This is a genomic window from Desertimonas flava (genome assembly GCF_003426815.1).
GTDB classification, from domain to species: Bacteria; Actinomycetota; Acidimicrobiia; order Acidimicrobiales; family Ilumatobacteraceae; genus Desertimonas; species Desertimonas flava.
Window position 1 is genome coordinate 10,345 of the sequence record NZ_QKYK01000004.1, and the last position, 18,849, is coordinate 29,193.

At 71.3% G+C, this 18,849-nt stretch carries 18 protein-coding genes; 9 read left to right on the forward strand and 9 right to left on the reverse strand.

What is annotated here, in order from left to right:
• Positions 1 to 38 precede the first annotated feature (38 nt).
• The 4 genes from DN771_RS06720 to DN771_RS06735 are packed head-to-tail and all read left to right on the forward strand — an operon-like array spanning position 39 to position 6,119.
• The gene (locus DN771_RS06720) at positions 39 to 683 is read left to right on the forward strand and encodes a TM7S3/TM198-like domain-containing protein (protein ID WP_116996594.1); all 645 of its coding nucleotides are present in this window, start codon (positions 39 to 41) and stop codon (positions 681 to 683) included.
• On the forward strand, positions 680 to 3,115 hold the full coding sequence (locus DN771_RS06725; RefSeq protein WP_162941642.1) for a lysylphosphatidylglycerol synthase transmembrane domain-containing protein: 2,436 nt from the start codon (positions 680 to 682) through the stop codon (positions 3,113 to 3,115). The genes DN771_RS06720 and DN771_RS06725 overlap by 4 nt, the downstream gene beginning before the upstream one ends.
• Positions 3,112 to 5,034 (forward strand): 1-acyl-sn-glycerol-3-phosphate acyltransferase, encoded by a 1,923-nt coding sequence (locus tag DN771_RS06730; RefSeq protein WP_116996596.1) that lies wholly within the window; start codon positions 3,112 to 3,114, stop codon positions 5,032 to 5,034. The genes DN771_RS06725 and DN771_RS06730 overlap by 4 nt, the downstream gene beginning before the upstream one ends.
• Complete coding sequence (locus DN771_RS06735) at positions 5,031 to 6,119, forward strand: lysylphosphatidylglycerol synthase domain-containing protein (protein ID WP_162941643.1); 1,089 nt, start codon at positions 5,031 to 5,033, stop codon at positions 6,117 to 6,119. The genes DN771_RS06730 and DN771_RS06735 overlap by 4 nt, the downstream gene beginning before the upstream one ends.
• Here the strand turns inward: DN771_RS06735 and glsA are convergent.
• The 3 genes from glsA to DN771_RS06750 all read right to left on the reverse strand — a co-directional run bounded on the left by glsA (position 6,037) and on the right by DN771_RS06750 (position 10,447).
• Positions 6,037 to 7,110, reverse strand: a complete 1,074-nt coding sequence (glsA, locus tag DN771_RS06740; RefSeq protein WP_116996598.1) for a glutaminase A — start codon at positions 7,108 to 7,110, stop codon at positions 6,037 to 6,039. The genes DN771_RS06735 and glsA overlap by 83 nt on opposite strands.
• Before the next feature lie 99 nt (positions 7,111 to 7,209).
• Positions 7,210 to 9,645, reverse strand: a complete 2,436-nt coding sequence (locus DN771_RS06745) for a LuxR C-terminal-related transcriptional regulator (protein ID WP_162941644.1) — start codon at positions 9,643 to 9,645, stop codon at positions 7,210 to 7,212.
• 244 nt (positions 9,646 to 9,889) lie between these two features.
• The gene (locus DN771_RS06750; RefSeq protein WP_162941645.1) at positions 9,890 to 10,447 is read right to left on the reverse strand and encodes a hemerythrin domain-containing protein; all 558 of its coding nucleotides are present in this window, start codon (positions 10,445 to 10,447) and stop codon (positions 9,890 to 9,892) included.
• Positions 10,448 to 10,714: 267 nt separating this feature from the next.
• On the opposite strand from DN771_RS06750, the gene DN771_RS06755 reads away from it, so the two are divergent.
• Entirely contained in the window at positions 10,715 to 11,092 is a 378-nt protein-coding gene (locus tag DN771_RS06755) for a nuclear transport factor 2 family protein (protein WP_205528448.1), read from the forward strand.
• A gap of 59 nt (positions 11,093 to 11,151) precedes the next feature.
• On the opposite strand, the gene DN771_RS06760 is transcribed toward DN771_RS06755, so the two are convergent.
• Complete coding sequence (locus tag DN771_RS06760; protein ID WP_116996809.1) at positions 11,152 to 11,955, reverse strand: enoyl-CoA hydratase/isomerase family protein; 804 nt, start codon at positions 11,953 to 11,955, stop codon at positions 11,152 to 11,154.
• A 69-nt stretch (positions 11,956 to 12,024) separates the two neighbouring features.
• Between DN771_RS06760 and DN771_RS30675 the strand changes: the two genes are divergently transcribed.
• Both DN771_RS30675 and DN771_RS06765 read left to right on the forward strand, forming a co-directional pair.
• Positions 12,025 to 12,159 (forward strand): hypothetical protein, encoded by a 135-nt coding sequence (locus DN771_RS30675; protein WP_276113555.1) that lies wholly within the window; start codon positions 12,025 to 12,027, stop codon positions 12,157 to 12,159.
• Positions 12,160 to 12,213: 54 nt separating this feature from the next.
• Positions 12,214 to 12,540, forward strand: coding sequence for a plasmid stabilization protein (locus DN771_RS06765; protein WP_116996601.1), 327 nt, complete (start codon positions 12,214 to 12,216; stop codon positions 12,538 to 12,540).
• 14 nt (positions 12,541 to 12,554) lie between these two features.
• Here DN771_RS06765 and DN771_RS06770 read toward each other — a convergent pair whose 3' ends face one another.
• From DN771_RS06770 to DN771_RS06780, 3 genes are all read right to left on the reverse strand, one after another.
• Positions 12,555 to 13,406: a TauD/TfdA dioxygenase family protein gene (locus DN771_RS06770; RefSeq protein WP_116996602.1), complete on the reverse strand. Its 852-nt coding sequence runs from the start codon at positions 13,404 to 13,406 to the stop codon at positions 12,555 to 12,557.
• 20 nt (positions 13,407 to 13,426) lie between these two features.
• Complete coding sequence (locus DN771_RS06775; RefSeq protein ID WP_162941646.1) at positions 13,427 to 14,725, reverse strand: L,D-transpeptidase; 1,299 nt, start codon at positions 14,723 to 14,725, stop codon at positions 13,427 to 13,429.
• A gap of 75 nt (positions 14,726 to 14,800) precedes the next feature.
• Positions 14,801 to 15,070 (reverse strand): hypothetical protein, encoded by a 270-nt coding sequence (locus DN771_RS06780; RefSeq protein ID WP_116996604.1) that lies wholly within the window; start codon positions 15,068 to 15,070, stop codon positions 14,801 to 14,803.
• A gap of 194 nt (positions 15,071 to 15,264) precedes the next feature.
• Between DN771_RS06780 and DN771_RS06785 the strand changes: the two genes are divergently transcribed.
• Both DN771_RS06785 and DN771_RS06790 read left to right on the forward strand, forming a co-directional pair.
• Positions 15,265 to 16,362 carry a Dyp-type peroxidase gene (locus tag DN771_RS06785; protein ID WP_116996605.1) on the forward strand — a complete coding sequence of 366 codons (1,098 nt, stop codon included), beginning with the start codon at positions 15,265 to 15,267 and terminating at the stop codon, positions 16,360 to 16,362.
• Entirely contained in the window at positions 16,359 to 17,162 is an 804-nt protein-coding gene (locus DN771_RS06790) for a family 1 encapsulin nanocompartment shell protein (RefSeq protein WP_116996606.1), read from the forward strand. The genes DN771_RS06785 and DN771_RS06790 overlap by 4 nt, the downstream gene beginning before the upstream one ends.
• On the opposite strand, the gene DN771_RS06795 is transcribed toward DN771_RS06790, so the two are convergent.
• Together DN771_RS06795 and DN771_RS06800 are read right to left on the reverse strand one after the other, a co-directional pair.
• Complete coding sequence (locus DN771_RS06795; protein WP_116996607.1) at positions 17,093 to 18,097, reverse strand: MvdC/MvdD family ATP grasp protein; 1,005 nt, start codon at positions 18,095 to 18,097, stop codon at positions 17,093 to 17,095. The genes DN771_RS06790 and DN771_RS06795 overlap by 70 nt on opposite strands.
• On the reverse strand, positions 18,094 to 18,843 hold the full coding sequence (locus DN771_RS06800) for a hypothetical protein (protein WP_116996608.1): 750 nt from the start codon (positions 18,841 to 18,843) through the stop codon (positions 18,094 to 18,096). The genes DN771_RS06795 and DN771_RS06800 overlap by 4 nt, the downstream gene beginning before the upstream one ends.
• Positions 18,844 to 18,849: the final 6 nt, after the last annotated feature.

Below are 18,849 nucleotides of genomic sequence, written 5' to 3' on the forward strand. Positions count from 1 at the left end.
TGACCCGCCTCCTGCACCGACCCAAAGCGAGACCCCACGTGAACGACCTACTGATCGGACTGGCCGCCGTGGCGATCGGAGCGCTGTTCTGCCTCCGCGGCTACGTGGCGATGCGCACCATCATCCCGCTGTGGGCGCTGTTCGGCGGCTTCATGTTCGGCGCCGGGCTGGTGGCGAGCGTGGGCGATGACGGATTCCTCCGGTCGGCGGCGGCGTGGATCGTCGGGATCGCCGTCGGCCTGCTGTTCGCGTCGGTGGCCTACCTGTACTTCGAAGTGTCGGTCGTCGTCGCCATGGCGACCGCCGGGTTCGCCCTCGGCACCGGGCTGCTCACCGCCCTCGGCGTGCGGTGGTCCTGGCTGGTCGTCCTCGGTGGCCTGGCGGCCGGCGTCCTGCTCGCCCTGCTCGCCATCGCCAGCGACCTGCCGGCGTTCCTCCTCATCGCGCTGACCGTGCTCGGCGGGGCCACCACGATCGTCTTCGGGCTGATGCTGCTCGTCGGGACGCTGCAGACCGATGAGCTGGACGACGCGTCGACCACCGAGCTCGTCGACGCGTCGTGGTGGTGGTACGCCGTCTACCTCGCCGCCGTCATCGCCGGATTCATCGCCCAGTCACGCCTCACGGCGTCGCTGCGCACGTCACCCCGCGACCAGTGGGCGGGCGCGCGGCACGCCCGATGAACGTCTTCGCCGGAGACGGCGACGAGCCTCGCGCCCGCCGCCCCAGCGACCTCGTCGAGCTGGGAGCCGCCGGCCTCACTCTCGTGCTGACGAGCATCTCGGCGTCGCCGACCCCGGCGTTCATCCAGTCGCTGACCGACCTCGTCGCCAGCCTGCCGGGCTTCGTGGACGGCCTCGGCCAGATCCTCGCCGACCTCGTCGCCCTCACGTCGCTGGTGGTTCTCGCCGCGGCCGTGCTGCAGAAGCGCTGGACGGTCCTGCGCGACCTCGCCGTGGCGGTGATCGCCGCCAGTGCGCTCTGGCTCGTCCTCGGACGGCTCGTGGAGGGATCGTGGCCTGCGGTCTGGGGATCGCTCCGCGAGGCCGGTCCGCCCACCTGGTACCCCGCGCCGCGCGTGGCGGTGCCCTGCTCGATCCTGTTGACGGCGGTGCCGTACCTCATCGCCCCGCTCCGCCGGTTGACCTGGTGGATCGTTGCCGCAGGCGCGACGGCCGTCGCCACGACAGGGGCGGCCACCGCACTCGACGCCGTCGCCGGCGTGCTGGTGGCGGTGATCGCCTCGGCCGCGGTGCACTTCGCCTTCGGGTCCAGCGCCGGACGCCCGAGCCTCGGCCAGGTGCGCGCAGCCCTCGAGCAGCTCGGGGTCGCCGTGGGTTCGCTCGGCGCCGCCGACCGCCAGCCGTCGGGCTACTTCCTCGTCCACGGCACCGATGCCGACGGCGAGCCGCTCGTGGTGAAGGTCTACGGCCGCGACGCCCACGACTCTGCCCTGGCCACCACCCTGTGGCGCACCGTCTGGTACCGCGAGGCGGGGTCACCGTTGCGGTTCGGCCGCCTCCAACAGGTGGAGCACGAGGCCCTGCTCACGCTGCTGTCGGCGCAGGCCGGCGTGGCGACCGACCGGGTGGTCGTCGCCGGCCTCACCGCGTCGGACGACGCCCTGCTCGTGGTCCGGCGCGAGTCGGTGCCACTGGCCGAAGCAGCCATCGCCGACATCGCCGACCGCGAACTGATCAGTGCGGTGTGGGACCTCGTCGCCCGCCTCCACCGGTCGGGGATCGCCCACGGCCAGATCGACGACCGGCACCTCACGATCCGGCCGGCCGACGGTGCCGTCGGCGCCGAGGCCGGCCTGCTCGACTTCCGCGGCGCGACCGTGGCGGCCACCGACACCCGGCTGCGGACCGACCAGGCGCAGGCACTGGTGACCACCGCGGTGCTCACCGACCCTTCGCTCGCCGTGGCCGGAGCCCTCGAGGCGCTCGGCCCCGCCGGCCTGGCTGCGGTCGTGCCGTTCCTCCAGGCCCCGGCCCTGACGCCTGCGCTCGGCCGCCGGCTGCGCGGTCCGAAGTCGCCACTGGCGATCGCCGACGAGGCAGAGGGGACCGCTCCCGAGCCGGTGGACGACGGTCGGCTCGACCTGACCGCACTCCGCGCGGCGAGCGCCGCCGCGGCGGGCATCGACGAGCCAGAGCTCCTCCAGCTGCGCCGCGCCAGCATCGGATCGATCCTGCGGCTCGCCCTGCCCGCCATCGCCGTCGTCGCCCTCGTGTCATCGTTGGCCGGGCTCGACTTCTCCGAGTTCCTCGACGAGTTGGCCGAGGCGTCGTGGGTTCTGGTCGGCGTCGGCTTCGTCGTCGGCCAACTCCCCCGGCTCAGCCAATCGATGTCGACCCTCGGTTCGTCTCCCGTCCCGTTGCCGCTCGGGCCGGTGTACGCCCTCCAGCTCGCCGTGTCGTACATCAACGTGGCGATCCCGGCGACCGCCGCGCGCGTCGCCGTGAACGTCCGCTTCTTCCAACGCCATGGCGTTCCGCCCGGGACGGCGATGGCCGCCGGAGCCCTCGACGCCTTCAGTGGCTTCCTCATGCAGATGGTCGCCCTGCTGGCCATCCTCGTCTTCTCGTCGGCATCACTCGACCTCGACCTCGGCAATGCCCTGGACTCGGCGACCGACCTCCTCGTGGTCGTCGGGGTCATCGTCGCCGTCGCCGCCGTGGTGCTCGTGTCGATCCGCCGGGTCCGGCGATTCGTCGTGTACTGGGTACGCCGCCTCGGGAGCGAGGCCGTCGGCGCGGTGCGCGGACTGCAGTCCCCGCGCCGGCTGGTGCTGCTGCTCGGCGGCAACCTGGCGACCGAGGTGCTCTTCGCCCTGTCGCTCGGCGTGTTCACCCGCGCCCTCGGTTATCCGGTCGGTCTCGGCGAGTTGCTCCTGATCAGCATTTCCGTGTCGCTCCTGGCCGGAGTCATTCCGGTTCCCGGTGGCGTCGGCGTCGCCGAGGGCGGGCTCACGTTCGGTCTCGTCCAGGCGGGCATGCCCGAGAGCATCGCCTTCGCCTCGGTGATCATGTACCGGCTGGCGACGTTCTACCTCCCGCCGGTCTGGGGGTACTTCGCGATGCACTGGCTGGAACGGAACGAGCACCTGTGATCGCCGGTCGGTTGCCCTCGGCCGACCCACCGAGCGACTGCGAGGCGATCGCGGGCGGGCTGTTCGAGCAGGGCGTCAACGCCTGGTCCTCGTTGGGCTACGTGGCGGTCGGGGCAGTCATCATCACGACGGCGGTCCGGCGCGGCATGCCACGCTCGTTCGTCCTCCTCGGCGTGGCCAGCGTCGCCGAAGGCATCGGCAGCCTGCTGTACCACGGCCGCTCGGGCGATGCCGCCCATGCGCTTCACGACGTGGCGCTGATCGCCACGCTCGGCTTCGTCGCCGGCTGGCAGATCGGGCGTCTGGCCGCCGCCAGTGCTGCGGCGAGCGTCATCGGCACGTCGATCGGTCTGGCAGGCGGGGCCGCTGCCTGGGCCACCGGGACCACGAACGTCGTCGTCGGCATCGGAGTCGCGGTCACCGTGGTGGGTGAGCTGCTCGCTCGTCACCGGCGCCTGCCTCCCGTCTGGACCACAGGGCTCGTCGTTGCCCTCGTCGTGGCCCTGGCGACGTGGGCCGCCGGATCGGCCGGCAGCCCGCTGTGCGCACCGGCGTCGCCGTGGCAGTGGCACGCGGTCTGGCACGTCGTGTCCGCCGTCGTGATCCTGTGGTGGGCCGACACCGCCGCCGGCACCGTCGTCTCACCTCCGCCCCGGCTGATGCGGCGGGGCCTCGATCGCGTGCTCGGTCTCACCGCCCGCCTGCTCGGGCACACGTTCTTCCGCTCCATCGAGATCGTCGATCAGGCCAACCTCCCTCGCCGCCGGCCGGTCCTGCTCGTCGTCAACCATCCCAACGGCTTCGTCGACCCGGTCGTCGTCGCCGCCGCGCTCGGTCGCATGCCCCGATTCCTGGCCAAGGCCGCGCTGTGGAAGGTCCTCCCGGCCCGCCCGCTGCTGGCCGCCGTCGGCGCCCTGCCCGTGTACCGCCGCGCCGACGGCGACACGCCGGATGCCAACGCCGACGTGTTCGCCGCGTGCCACCGAGCGCTCGCCGCCGGAAGCACGGTCGCCATCTTCCCGGAGGGGACCACGGCCGACCGGCCGACGCTCGACCGCATCAAGTCGGGGGCGGCCCGGATCGCCCTCGGTGCGGGCGAGGACGTCGTGATCGTTCCGGTCGGCGTGGCCTTCGAGAGCCGAACGGCCACCCGACCACGCGCCGTCCTCGTGGTCGGTGAGCCGATCGGCTTCGGCGACCTCGACCGTGCCGACCGGTCGGCCGTCGACGTGCTCACGTCCCGCATCACCTCGGCCCTGGCCGCCGTCTCACCGGAGTTCGAAACCGTCGAGCAGCGCGAGGTGCTACGTGCCGCGGCGGCGGTGGCGGGGTCCGACCGACACCGGCTCGGGCGCCCGTCGTTCGCCGAGGTCGAGTCGATCGCTCGACGCGTCGCCGCCGCCCCCGATGCGTCGCGCACCGCCGTCGACGTCGCCTTCCGTGACTACGCGACGCAGTTGCAGCTCGTCGGGCTCACCGAGGCGCAACTCGCCGGACGTCTCGACCGTCGATCGATCCTCGTCGCCGCCGTGGTCGCCGTGCTCGTCGGATCGGTCGTGGTCACCGCCACCGTGCTCCACCTCCCGGCGGTCGCCCTGATCCTCGTCGCCACGGCAGCCGTGCGGTCCACGGCGACCAAGGGCACGGTGCGCATTCTGGTCGGCCTGTCCGCGGGCGTCCTCACATGGGTGATCTTCGGCATGGTGACCGCCGACGGCTCGGCAGCCGTCGCCGCCGGCGTCGCTCTCGCTGTCGAGGGCCAGATCGCCCTGCTCATCTGGCCGGCCTTCGTCGCCCTCGTCGCCCGCTGCTGGGGATGGGCCCGAAGCCGCGACCGCGGCGAGTTGGTCGGTCCGGTCCTGGCCAGCCGAGCGGTGCTCGGTGCCGCCGTGCAGGACGCCGAACGGGCGGGCCGGTGACACTCCCCCTGACCGAGGCGGAGGAGCCGGTGGAACGGTCGGCCAAGGCCTCTCTGCTGTCGACCGTGCTGCGCATCGTCGCCATGGTCGGTGCGCTCGGGCTGTCGTTCTTCGTGCTGTTCAAGGCGTTCGACGACCTCGACGTGGACGCCATCGTCGACACGGTGACGTCGTTCGACGACGCCGAGATGGTCGGGCTGGCCAGCCTCTGGGTGATCTGGCTCGCCGCCCAGGGTCTGCAGACCGCGGCCCTCGTTCGTGACCTCCCGGTGCGCAGGGGTGTCCTCGCGTTCCTCGCCCCCGCCGCCATCGCCTCACTGATCCCCGGACCGAGCGACCTGCCGGTCCGCCATCGCATGTTGCGTTCCTGGGGTCGGACCACCACCGAGTCGACCGTCGCGGTGGCCGCCGGAGGACTCTTCAGCATCGGCATCAAGCTCGTGCTGCCGATCGTCGCGGCGATCGGCCTCGTCGTGTCCGACTCGCCGGTCGAGGGCTCGCTCCGCACGATCGTGACGATCGCCATGATCGCCGGCCTGGGTCTGGCAGCGGCGGCGTTCGTGTTCAGCTCCCCGTCCCGGACGGCAGTCGTCGGCCGGATGCTGGCGCCGGTGTGGACGCTCGTCCTCCGCCTGCTCCGCCGCTCCACCGACCGCGATCTCGCCGCCCAGCTGGTGACGATGCGCGAGCGCGCCGTCGACGCCCTGCGGGGCCGTTGGCTGGTGGCCACCTGGGGAACCGTCGCGACCGCGACCACCCGCTTCGGGCTGCTCCTCATGGCCCTGCGCTTCGCCGGGGTGGAGACGGACGCGGTGGGCGCCACACAGGTCTTCGTCGTCTACGCACTCGTGCAGGGGCTGACCGTCGTGCCGCTCACCGCGGGAGATGCCGGCATCAGCGAGCTCGCCTACATCTCGATGCTCACGGCGATCGCCGGGAGCGACCGCGTCAACGAGGTGACCGCCGGGGTGCTCGTGTTCCGCGTGCTCACGTGGCTGGCGATCATTCCCGCCGGACTCGTCGCCATGGCGGTGTGGCGCCTTTCGCTCCGCCGGCAGCGACGGGCTGACGCGACGCCGACATGAACACGTTGAGGCCGAGCCGTTCGGCCAGGAACTTCGTCAGCAGCTGACCGCGCACGCTGTTGCCGGCCAGGTCGAGCGGCGGGGCGAACGTCGCCAAGCCTCCCTTGCCTGGTGCCATTGTGACGATCCCGCCGCTCACCCCGCTCTTGCCCGGCAGACCGACCTCGTACAGCCAGTCACCCGACCGTTCGTACAGACCGGCGGTCGCTTGGACGGCGAGCACGTGCTGGCACGTCTCGGCGTCGACGACGCGCTCACCGGTCACCGGGTTCACGCCGCCGTCGGCCAACGTCGCGGCCATCACCGACAGGTCGTGGCACGTGACCGAGAGGGAGCACTGCTTCGTGTAGACGTCCGTGGCCTCGTCGGGGTCCCCTCCCAGCCGGCCGTAGCCGGCGAGGAGATGAGCGATCCCCTGGTTGCGCAGGTTGCTCGCCGCCTCGGACGCGTAGACGGCGAGATCGAGACTCAACGTCCGGCCGGCGAAGGCCGACAGCCCCGCCGAGATGCGCTCCCAGCGCTCGTCGGCGTTGGCCGCCGGTACGTAGCTGGTCGTGGCGATGGCACCCGGGTTGGCCATCGGATTGGTGAGCCGGTCCGGGTGCTGCTCGACGGCGATCACCGAGTCGAACGGCAGGCCGGTGTTGTTCACCCCGAGGCGCTCCCGCGCCGGCTCAACACCGAGCGCGTCGCAGACCAGAGCGAACACGAACACCTTCGAGATGCTCTGGATCGAGAAGGGCACCGCCGCATCGCCGACCGCGAACTGGTCGCCGGACACACTGGTGATGCACGCCCCGAACCAGCCCGGGTCGGCCGACGCCAGCGCCGGGATGTAGCTGGCCACCGAGCCCTCGCGCACCGACGCGTAGCGGGCGTGGGCTTCCTCGAGCACCGACCGGACGCGGTCCGCCGACGGAAGGTCGCCGGTCGACACGACCGGCGTGGTCGAGGCGGCCGGTGGGAGGGCACGGAAGAGAGGCTCCAACATCGCTCACTCCAGCCGGACACGGCGACCGCGCCGGCGGTCCCGTCATCATCGGTCGCCGGGCGGCGCCGCGCTACACCCTGTCCGGGTGATGACGCCGTCTCAGACGATTCCGGTGGCTCTGGCGACGTCGACGGCCTCGGCGCGCGCCGTGACCTCGAGCTTGCGATAGATCGACTTGAGGTTGCCCTTGACCGTGTTCACGGACAGGTCGAGTTGGAGGGCGATCTCGGCGTAGGTGAAGTGGCTCGGCAGGAGGTCGAGGATCGACCGCTCGCGCGCCGTGAGCGCAGCACAACGCCGACCGGGGACCGTGGTCTGATCGGGACGCCGGAGGTGGGCGATGAGCGCCGGGTGCACGGTCTCCAGCGAGAGCCGGAGGAGGGCGGCCTCCACGCGTTTCCCGCGCCGCAGGAAGGGCAGCATCAGCCCGGTCACGGACGAATCCTCCACCACAGCGGTGAGCCGTTCGTCGTCGCCGGTCGCCACGGCGAGCAACAGACCGGCCTCGATGCGGTCCGGCAGGAGCCACGTCTCGACGCCCTCGAGCAGTGCCAGAACGAGGTCGTCGTTGGACTCCTCGAGAGCCATCGACGCTCTGAGCAACCGGGCGTCCGGTCGGTCGGGACCGGCGTCGATCTGGGCGATCGCCGCCTCCCGCCGGCCCGACCGCCACATCGCCGCCGCCTCGACGACGAGTAGACCGGCCGCCAGCTCGGTCTCCGGGTCGGCGAGCCGCCGCCGGGCCACGGCGACGGCCGCCAGCGCGTCGTCCGGGCGCCCGGCGGCCAGCTGTACGTGGGCCGTGACCTCGGACGACCGCACGATGTTCCAGTCGTACCCGAGGAGGACGGCATCCGCGGACGCCCGCTCGGCGAGCTGCTCGGCCTTCGCCAGCTTGCCCATCCTGAGGTTCGCCCACGCGGCGGCGACGGTCGCGTCGAAGGCGCCGTGGTGCGGCGCGCATCCGAGTGCGTCGGCGCGCTCGAGGGCTCCGGACGCGCGATCGAGTGCTCGCTGGGTGAGACCGACGAGGCTGTCGTGCCACGCCTGCAGCCCGGGAATGGTCACGTCCCGAACGACGTCGGGGTTGGACCGGGCAGCAACGCCGTCGATCCAGTGCTGCGCCGTCACGACGTCGAGGCGGAGCAGGGCGAGCCGGGCCACCACCAGCGCGAACCTCACCTCGAGCGGGCCGCCCGGCTCGGTGCGCGAGCGCACGGCGAGGAACTGCTCGGCCTCGCGCGTCGCATCGGTGAGTCGGCCGTCCATCATGGCGAGGATGGCGCGCGTGGAGTGCGCCCGGGCGATGAGAGCGTCGTCGAGGCCCACGGTCTCGGCGCGCTCCACCCAGCGGAGGGCCAGGCGACGATCTCCGGCGAAGAACGACACGGTCGCCAGGTCGAGGGCGACCGCCGCGTCGTCGATCGAGCTGGTGCGGGGCAGCGCGGCGAGCATCCGTCCGAGGCCAGCACGATCGCCGCGATCGACGAGCGCCAGAGCCGGCTCGACGACCAGGTGGTGGACGGCATCGCGGTCCCGAAGCGAGCCGATGTGCCGGTAGGCCCGCTCCCAGTGTCCTCGCTGCAACCAGTGCTGCGCCGCCACTTGATGCAGTTCAGAGTGCAGACCTGGGTCGTGCCAACGGAGTTCGGCCTCCAGTAACTCTCGTACCAGGCGATGGAAGCGGACACCGGATTGCGACTCCGCCGACTCGACCAGGTGGTGCCGGCGAAGTGTGGCGATCACGGGTCGGGCGTCGTAGCCGATGAGTGCGGTGGCGAGCGTGTCGTCGAACCACTCCAACACCGACAGGGCAAGCGCCGCCTGGCGCGCCTGCGGTCCGAGTTGGTCGACGGCTGCCGCGACGAGGGCGTCGACGAGCGCGCCGGGGCCGCCGTCCTCGGACGACGGCTCGTCGCCCAGAGCCATCAGGGCCAGGGTGAAGGCGAGCGGCCAGCCGTCGACGCGGCGGTTCAGCTCGGTGACGGCGTCGTCGGCGACGTGGCGGCCGAGCGCGTCGGCCGCGGATCGGGCCTCGTCGTCGTTGAACCGCAGGTCGCTCGCGCGGAGCACCCGGACGATCCCGCCGGCTCGCCAGCGGACGATCGGAAGGGGGGGATCGACCTGACACATCACGACGATCCGGAGGGCCGGGCTCCCGCAGTCGGCCAGCTCGGTGAGCAGCTCCCAGATCGGCGAGTCGCCGAGCGGATGAGGGCAATCGACCACCAAGGCGCGTTCGGGTCCCTCGCCGCCGAGCGCCACGAGTGCGGCGGCGAGGCGTCGACCATCGCGCCGAAACGGGGCAGCGAGCCCGGGAAACAGCGAGTGAGCGGCCTTCAGCAGGCGATCGCGCGCGTCGTCGTCGGTGTGGCGGTCGACGGTCAACTGTGCGATGGGCGTGCCGGTCCGTTCCCCCCACGCCCGGACCACCGTGGACTTGCCGTAACCCGGCGGGGCGACCAGCACGGCGACGCGCCAGTCGGCGTCGAGCAGCGCGTCGAGACGGGGACGGGCGACGTACGACTCGCTCACGGTGCTCTCGCAGCGCGTCGGGACGGGCGGTGTCCGGCGCGTGTGACGACGTCTCTCACCACGAACCCTCTCCATCTCCGGCGCCCACATCGTCCGGCGTGCGGACAGTGTCGCACACACCGGGCCGCCGCCGACGCTTCTCAGTCGGGCGAGGCGAGGCTCCGCGGCGCCGCGTTGCACCCGCCGAGACCTCGACGGGGGCACGTCGAGGTCTCGGCGAGTCCGCATGGCGCGCCGTGTCGAATCACGTAGCGGCGGTGGTGGCGACCGCCTGCCGGAGCTCGTCCGACGACATCGACGAACGACCCTCCACGTTCGCCTGCCGGGCGACCTCCAGCAGCTGCTCCTTGGTGAGCTGAGCCAGCTCGTCATCGAGCACATTGGCATCGCGCTTGGCGGTGAGGAGCCGGGTGGACAGCTCCCCCAGCCGGTCGCTCGAGACGTTGGCGCGGAGCTTCGGGAAGGCCTCCTCCTCCTCGTCGGAGACGTGGTGGGAGATGCCGCCCTTGAGCATGTCGACGGCGGCGGCGAACCCGGGCTCGGTCAGCAACTCGCGCAGCTTCGTCAGGCCGTCGCGGGCCAGCGTGTGTTCGTTCTCGGCCTCTTCCTCGGCTTCCGCATCGAGCCGCTGGAGCAGGGGGTAGAGCTCGCGCTCCTCGAACTGCATGTGGAGCTCCAGGGAGGATTCGAGCTTGGCGACGAGCTGCTCGCGCTCGGGACCCGGTTCCGACGCCGACAACTCCTCCAACAGCCGCTCGACCACCCGATGGTCCGTCTCCAGCATGGTCAGCACGTCGCCCATGTCGACTCCTCCGTGATCGCCCAGGTCGGACTCCGACGCCGACCGACTGGAGCGAGCCGTACCCCACTGGCGCATCCACCATTCCCGGACGGAACGGCCGGCGAGCTCTCGATGAGATCGGCATGAATCGGTCGACCGGGCGGGTACCGGAGCGCCATGAGTTCATTTCTCGCCACGATCCTCGCCGACGGCATCTACATCGGCGGCGGCGTCGTCCTGCTCATCGTGATCATCCTGCTGGTCCTCCTCTTCCTGCGGCGCTGACCGGTGGACGCCGACCTGACCGAGGAGCTGCTCGATCTCGAACGCGCGGGGTGGGACTCGTTGTGCGACGGCTCGGGTGACGAGTTCTACGGCGCGCTGATGGCGCCGGACGGCTTGATGATCCTGGCCAACGGCCAGATCATGACGCGAGACGACGTCGTGGCCGCCCTCGCCGGCGCGCCGCCGTGGAGCTCGTACGAGATCACCAACGCGAGGACGATCGACCTCGGCGCTGGTGTCGCGGTGCTCGTCTACGTGGGGACCGGCCACCGGTCGGGCTCGAGCGATTTCGTCGGCGTGATGACCAGCGTCTATCGGCGTACGGCCGACGGCTGGCAGCTGGCGCTGTACCAGCAGACGGCGTCGGCAGTCGGCGGCTGATCCCCCGAGATCCCCGCCCCACGCAGCCGGGGCACCTCTCAACCGAAGCGCCGCGCGCGTCACCCGAAGCGCGGTGCGCGGTGCTCCCGATGCGACGCCAGTCCCTCGCGGACCTCAGGCCCGCCGAAGCCGTAGAACTCCAGGGCGAGCGAGGCGTCGAAGATCGAGCCCGCCACCTGGCGGTACCAGCCGTTGAGCGACATCTTCGTCCAGCGGATGGCGTTCGGGGCGCCTGCCGCCAGCTCGGCGGCGACCTCGCGTGCGGTGGCGAGGACCGCATCGTCGTCCACGCAGAGGGACACCAGCCCGATGCGTTCGGCCTCCTCGCCGTCGAGCGGCCGGCAGGTCATGAGGAAGTACTTGGCCTTCGCCATCCCGCACAGCAGCGGCCAGCAGATGGCGGCGTGGTCGCCGGCGGCGACCCCCAGTCGGGTGTGGCCGTCGATGATCTTGGCGTTCCGGCCGACGACCGAGACGTCGGCCAGGACACCGGCGACGAGGCCGGCGCCGACGGCTGGCCCGTGGATCGCCGAGACGATGGGTGTGGTGCAGTCGATCACGTTGTACACGAGGTCGCGCGCCTCCCGCATCGTCCGGGTGCGTGCCTCGAAGTCCGTCGACAGCTTCTCGATCAGGTCGAAGGAGCCACCGGCGGAGAACGCCCTCCCCTCGCCGCGAATGAGGATGCACCGCACGGCGGGGTCGGCGTCGAACTCTCGCCAGATGTCGGCGAGATCGGCGTGGGCGGCCTCCGACACGGCGTTCATCGGCGGCGCGTCGAAGACGAGCTCGATCACGCCGGCCTCGTCGGGCCCGTCCACACGGAGGGCGGCGAAGCGGGAATAGCGGGACGTGTCGGTCACCGCACCATCCTGCTCGGTCACGCCGAACGACGGGGCATCGGTCGTGCCGACGACGGGTACGTGACAGCCATGTCGGATCCCATCGTTCCGCCTCCGCCGATCGACCCCAACCCCGATCGGCCGATGCCCTCGCCGACGCCGATCGTTCCGCCGAACCCCGACGTCCCCGATCCGCCGATCCCCGAGCCACTGCCGCAGCGGTAGGCCCCCGGGTCACGGCGTTCAGACCCAGCAACCGCACATCGAGAGGAGACCGACGTGCCACAGCGTGCATGGAGCGCCAAGCGTGAGCGCCAATACGAACACATCAAGGAGAGCGCCAAGGACCGCGGCGAGAGCGAAGACGTCGCCGAGGAGATCGCCGCGCGGACCGTCAACAAGGAGCGGGCCCGCTCCGGAGAGGCCAAGGAGTCGAGCCGCAGCTCGACCGACGACATCTCATCGGGCCGGCGGGGCGGTCTCCGGTCGCACCGGGGTGCCGGCGGGCGGACCAAGGACCAGCTCTACAACGAAGCCCGGCACAAGGGCGTGAAGGGCCGATCGAAGATGAACAAGGCCGAGCTCGAGCGGGCCGTCGGCCGCTGACCGACCTCGGCCCCTCACGCGGCGGGCGCCGACGCCCCGATGGTCGTTCGGTGCAGCAGCCGGTCGAAGCCGTCGTAGCCGCCCGTCGCCCGGTGCAGGACTGAGCGGTTGTCCCACATGACGAGCATGTGGGGCTCCCACTCATGGCGGTAGACGAACTCGTCGCGCGTCTGCCACTGGTACATCTCGAACAGCAGCTCGCGAGCTTCGTCGTCGCCCATCCCGTCGATGCCGATGATGTAGCCGATGCACCCGAACAGCGCCAGGCGACCCGTCTCGGGATGGGGTCGGATCACCGGATGCAGCTGCGTCGCCAGCGCCTCGTCCGATGGGCGGATGTCCATGCTCCGCTGCGGCGCGTCGGCCTCGCCGTACATGCCGCTCGGGGCGTAGCCGCCACGAGCGGAGTGGACGGCCTGCCTGCCCTCGAGCCGCAGCCGCAGCCCGGCGGGCATGGCGTCGAGGGCGGTGTGCTGGTCTGCGTACAACGTGTCTCCCCCATGGGGCGGGATCGTCACGCCGTACAGGCACGTCCCTGCCGGTGGCTTCGCCTGGAAGCTCCAGTCGGTGTGCCAGTTCTCGGCGAACAGCGGCGACGTCTCATCGGCGTCGCGACGGATGGCGATCACGTGCTCGCGTCCGGGGATCGGGGCCACGAACGGGTCGTCGCCGAACGGGCCGAACGACAGCGTGAAGCGCTCGAGGTCGTCGTCGGACAGGTCCTGGTCGGGGAAGGCCAGCACGTGGTGTTCGAGCCAGGCCGCGCGGATCTCGTGGACGGTGCCGGCGTCGAGCGGACCGGTCAGATCGACCCCGGTGACCCGCGCCCCACACACCTGACCCGACGGCTCGACCGAGATCCCCATGGCGCCAGGGTAGAGCGAAGTCAGGGGTCGGGCATGTAGCCGCCCTGCGTCGTGACGCGCAGGTTGATCGTGCTCTCGGCCCACACCACGTCGGTGGCCGAGTCGAGCCCCAGCCAGGCGAGCAGCTGGTCCTGGTGTTCGACGGTCAGGCGGACGCACCCCTTGCTCGCCGGCGACAGCGGCACGTTGTTGGCGCCGTGGATGGCCTGGCCGTTGCTGAAGTACAGCGGCTTGTACATGTTGCCGTTGAGCGGGTTGTCGTAGGCCACCGGGAACTCGCTGCTGTCGTGCCAGCCGCCGTTGTCGAGCGCTGGGTCGAACCGGAAGGCCCTGACGCGTCCGACCGATCGCGTCTCGAATCCCTCGCTGCCGGTGGAGACGGGGAAGACGAACTGGATGCCGCTGGTGCCGTTGCCGGCGATGAGCACCTGGCAGGTCATGTCGACGAGCGCCCAGTGCTCGGCGTCGGACGGGGCCACAGGCGGGATCGGCAGCGACGGCAGGGCGAGCAGCTTGGCCTCCTCCTCGCTGCCGGCCGCCATGTCGCTGCGACTGATCGGCACCCCGAGGAAGGCCCGTGCCGCGCACAGCTGCTGGCGGGTGAGCTGCCCGGATCGCCCGTCGACCTCCAGCGGGTTCATGCCGAGGCCGGCGAACAGCTCGTTGAGCTTCTGCTGCTGGACCCTGATCGCGTCCCGGTCGTTGTCGGGCAGCAGCGTGGTGGGCGGGCGCAGTCGGCTGGCGCCGCTCACGTCGTCGACGTCGTTGCCGGGGCACACGTCGACGAGCTCGCCGGGACGGAGGATGAAGTCGTCGCCCAGCGCGTTCTCTTCGACGAGGGCGGTGATGCCGGCGCCGGTCCGGTCGGAGATCAGGCTGACCGAGTCGCCCTCCTGAACGATGCGCACGCACGCGGGGTTGTGCACCTCGCCGTCGAGCGGCACGTCGGGCGGCTGCCGGGGCTCGCCGGTGACGTCGTCGATCTCGTTGCCGGCGCAGATGTCGAGGAGGTCGCCGGGGCGGAGCACGTGCCCGTCGCCGATGCCGTTCTCCCTCTGGAGCACGCCGATCTCCACGCCGGTCTGATCGGAGATCAGGCTGATCGACTCGCCGGATTGCACCACCACGACACAGGCCGCATCGTGCACGGTGGCCGGCACGGTGAGCGGCGGTGCCGTCGTGGGCGCGGCAGTTGTCGGCACGGCGGTGGTCGGCGCCGGCGACGTGGGCGGGTCGGGAGGCGGCGCGCTCGCGTCGGACACCCCGCCGAACGACCCCATCACCGATCCCATCACGATCAACGGAACGGCAGCTCTCACGGCTGCGACGGTACCCCGCACCCCGCCGCGGGAGTCGTCGGCCGGCACGACCCGTTGATGGACGGGCGCGAGCTCTCAGCACTCCATCCGTTCCCCTGGGGCGTAGAGCTTCGCCACGGTGACCGTGACCGGTGGGCAATCCTCACGATCCCGGAACTCCCTGCGCAGCGCCTCGGCGTCGGCGAGGGCCGACGTCGCCGTCGGGTAGGGCCCGAAGTAGGTCGCGACGCCGCTGGACGTGTCGGCGACGACCACGATGTGGGGGTCGTCGATCTGGTCGGTGCCGACCACCACGGCGAGCAGTTGGTCGTCGGCCTTCCGGCGTCGCCGGCCCTCCAAGTTCATGCCTGACAGAAGTGCCGAGTGCCCCGGGACTGTCGCGGTCGGGGAAAAAGGCCTCGTGACCCTTTCGTGGGAGCAGAACGGTAAGAGTGCCGACAGGACGGGCTTGTCGAAGCCCGCTGGGTCGGCACTTCCTCCACAGCCACGCTTCCTCGCCACCTCCGCACGAGCGAGCCCGGCCGTATACGTTGTCGGCGATGACTCCGCCGACCCCTTCCGCGGCCATCGCGAGCGTGCAGAATCCGCAGGCCGTGCTGACCCCGCTGACGGCATCGGCCATCTTCCTCGTCGCCACGATCGCGGCGGGACGGGAGGACGACGTCCGCGCCGTGCTCGCCGACCTGAGCGGACTGCAGCGCACGGTCGCCTTCCGCGAGCAGAACGAGGGCCTCGCGCTCGTCACCGGGATCGGATCGGACGCATGGGACCGCCTCTTCAGTGGGCCCCGGCCCGCCGAATTGCACCCGTTCGTCGAGCTGCGGGGCGACCGCCACCACGCCGCGTCCACCCCGGGCGACCTGCTGTTCCACATCCGGGCCGAGCGCGCCGACCTCTGCTTCGAGCTCGCCACGCTGATCACCGATGCCCTCGGCGACGCGATCACCGTCGTCGACGAGGTCCACGGATTCAAGTACTTCGACGCCCGCGACCTGCTCGGCTTCGTCGACGGGACGGAGAATCCCGAGGGGGCCGCTGCTGAGGCTGCCGTCAGCATCGGTGACGAGGACCCCGACTTCGCCGGGTCGAGCTACGTCATCGTGCAGAAGTACCTCCACGACATGACGGCGTGGAACTCCATCAGCGTCGAGGAGCAAGAGCGCGTCATCGGCCGCCGGAAGCTGTCCAACGTCGAGCTGTCCGACGACGTCAAACCGGCCAATTCCCACGTGGCGCTCAACGTGATCACCGACGACGACGGCACGCAACGGCAGATCCTGCGCGAGAACATGCCGTTCGGCTCGGTCGGGGCGAAGGAGTTCGGCACCTACTTCATCGGCTACGCGTCGACGCCGAGCGTCATCGAACGGATGCTGCGGAACATGTTCCTCGGCGACCCGCCCGGCAACACCGACCGCATCTTGGACTTCTCCACGGCGATCACCGGCTCCCTCTTCTTCGTCCCGTGCGCCGACTTCCTCGACGACCCGCCCGGGCCCCCGGCGCCGGCCGCCGCGCCCGAGCCCGCCGCCTCCACCCGCAGCGGCGGTGACGGGTCGCTCGGCATCGGCAGCCTCCGCCCCACCACCGCGTCCACCACGAGCTCGACCAGCACCGTCAAGGAGAACCCTTCGTGAACAACCTGCACCGCAGCCTCGCCCCGATCTCTGACGTGGCGTGGGACCAGATCGAAGACGAGGCCCGCCGCACGTTCACGCGCAACCTCGCCGGCCGGCGCGTGGTCGACGTCGAGGGACCGTCAGGCGACACCCTCTCGGCCGTCGGCACGGGCCACCTCCGTGCGCTCGCCGAGACGTCCGACGGCGTGATCGCCCACGCGCACGAGGTCCAGCAGGTCGTGCGTCTGCGGGCGCCCTTCACCGTCACACGCGAAGCCGTCGACGCCGTGGAGCGGGGCGCCCAGGACTCCGACTGGCAGCCCGTCAAGGACGCTGCGCGCCAGATCGCCTTCGCCGAGGACCGGATGATCTTCAACGGATCCCCGGCGGCGGGCATCGAGGGACTGATCCCCTCCAGCTCGAACGCGCCGGTGGCCCTGCCGGGGAACGCCGCCGACGTACCCGACGCCGTCGCCAAGGCCATCAGCGAGCTGCGTTTGGCGGGCGTCGACGGCCCATACAGCCTGTTGCTGTCGGCCGACGCCTACACGGCGATCGCCGAAGCGACGGCGCACGGCTACCCGATCCTCAACCACGTCTCCCGCCTCCTCGGTGACGGCGAGACGGTGTGGGCCCCGGCCCTCGAGGGGGCCCTGCTCGTGTCCCGCCGCGGCGGCGACTATCAGCTGCACCTCGGTCAGGACCTCTCGATCGGCTACCTGTCGCACGACGCCGAGACGATCCAGCTCTACCTCCAGGAGTCGCTGACGTTCCTCGCCTTCACGGCCGAAGCGAGCGTTCCCCTGCCCACCGCCTGATCGGCAGCACGGGACTCGGCGCCCATCAGATGGCGCGCCACCGCCCGGGCGATCGGCTGACCGGTGTGGGCCTCGTAGTAGCTGTAGGCCGGGCTGGGATTGACCTCGAAGCAGAACGTGTCGCCATCGGGCGTGAACCGGAGATCGATCCCGGCGAACGCCAGGCCCAGGTCGGCGGCGAGCCGGCGGCAGCGCCCGGCCAGGTCGTCGCCGATGTCGTACGCCCGGAGAAGGGCGTCGTGACCGCGTTGTGACGCGTACCGGTAGTCGGTGTCCGGGGAGTCGATGCGCGTGGCGAACACCTCGTCACCGATCGTGTGGACGCGCACGTCGAACCCGGCGACGTGCTCCTGGAACTGGACGGGGCACGCCCCGAGGGCGTCGGCGCGCTCCAGGTCGTCGGCCGTCACGTCGGTCACGATCGACCGCACACCACTGATCGACTTGTACACCACCCGTCCGTGACGCGAGCAGAAGTCGCGAACCTGCGCCGCGTCGTTGCAGATCAGCGTGGCGGGCACGCGGAAGCCGTGGCGGGCGATCAGCTGTGCCTGGTAGGGCTTGGACCCGTTCGATCCCATGACCCGGACGCGGTTGACGACGCGCGCGTCGGCGACGTCCATCCACGCCACCAGCTGGTCGTGCAGCCGGCGACATCGGCGGCGGCGTGGCGAGTCGGCCGGATCGTCGTCGAGCTCGGGCAACAGGCGATCGTCCATCAGCCGGGCGTAGACGCCGGTGAACGCCTCCAGCTCGTAGCGGTGTCCGGAGACGCAGAGCCAGCCGGTGATCCGACCGCCGGCGACCGCCCAGACGAGCCGCGACGTCTCGAACTGCCGCTGGTTGAACACCACGGTGGGGGCGCCGAGGTCCTCCAGCTGATCGACGACGCGAGCCACCGGCGGCTCGGTCGGGATGCCACAGACGAGGATCACGACCCCGCCCGCCTCGCGCCCAACGTGTCGGCCAGGGCGGCGACGGTCTCGTCGCCCCCCGCGCGCAGATCGGGCAACGGCGTGACACCGTCCACGGCGTGGGTCCCGTCGGCGAACGCCACGCCGAGCAGCGGGCAGCCCGACAGCCGCGCCAACCGGCGGAAGGCGGCGACCTCCTCGGGGTCGAGGTCGTCACGGCAGAACACGGCGTCGCCGACGACGATCACGTCCTCGAGCAATGGGGCGTGGGGGCCGGCGGGCAGCCATCCACCGTCCCTTGTCACGTGGTCGGCATCGGAATCGACGTACACCGGCGCGCACGGCACGCCGGCCTCGGCGGCGAGTGACGCCCACTCCGCCGGCGAACGCCACGCACCACCGAGTCCCCTGGGGTCGGGAGGGTTCACGACGGCACCGGGGAGCGACGCCAGCCAGCTCATCACCAGGGCGGACATCTCCTGGAGGCCGTACAGGCGGTCGTCCGAGACGAGCGGCTCCACGATGGCCGGAGACAGGAAGCTGAGACGGTTGAGCGTCCCCCGGAGCTCGGCGCTGTCGATCGTGCGGCCGTCGACGAGCTCGAGGAGCGTCGTGACGCCATCGTCGTCGATGCGATGGGTCCACCGGGCGCCGACGAGGTCGACGTCCACCACGACCTGCAACGGCTCGAGCCCGAGGCCGACGAGACCCGCCGCGGCCCACCGGGCCGCCTCGTCGGCCTCGGGCGCGATCACCAACCACGCCATGGGCGC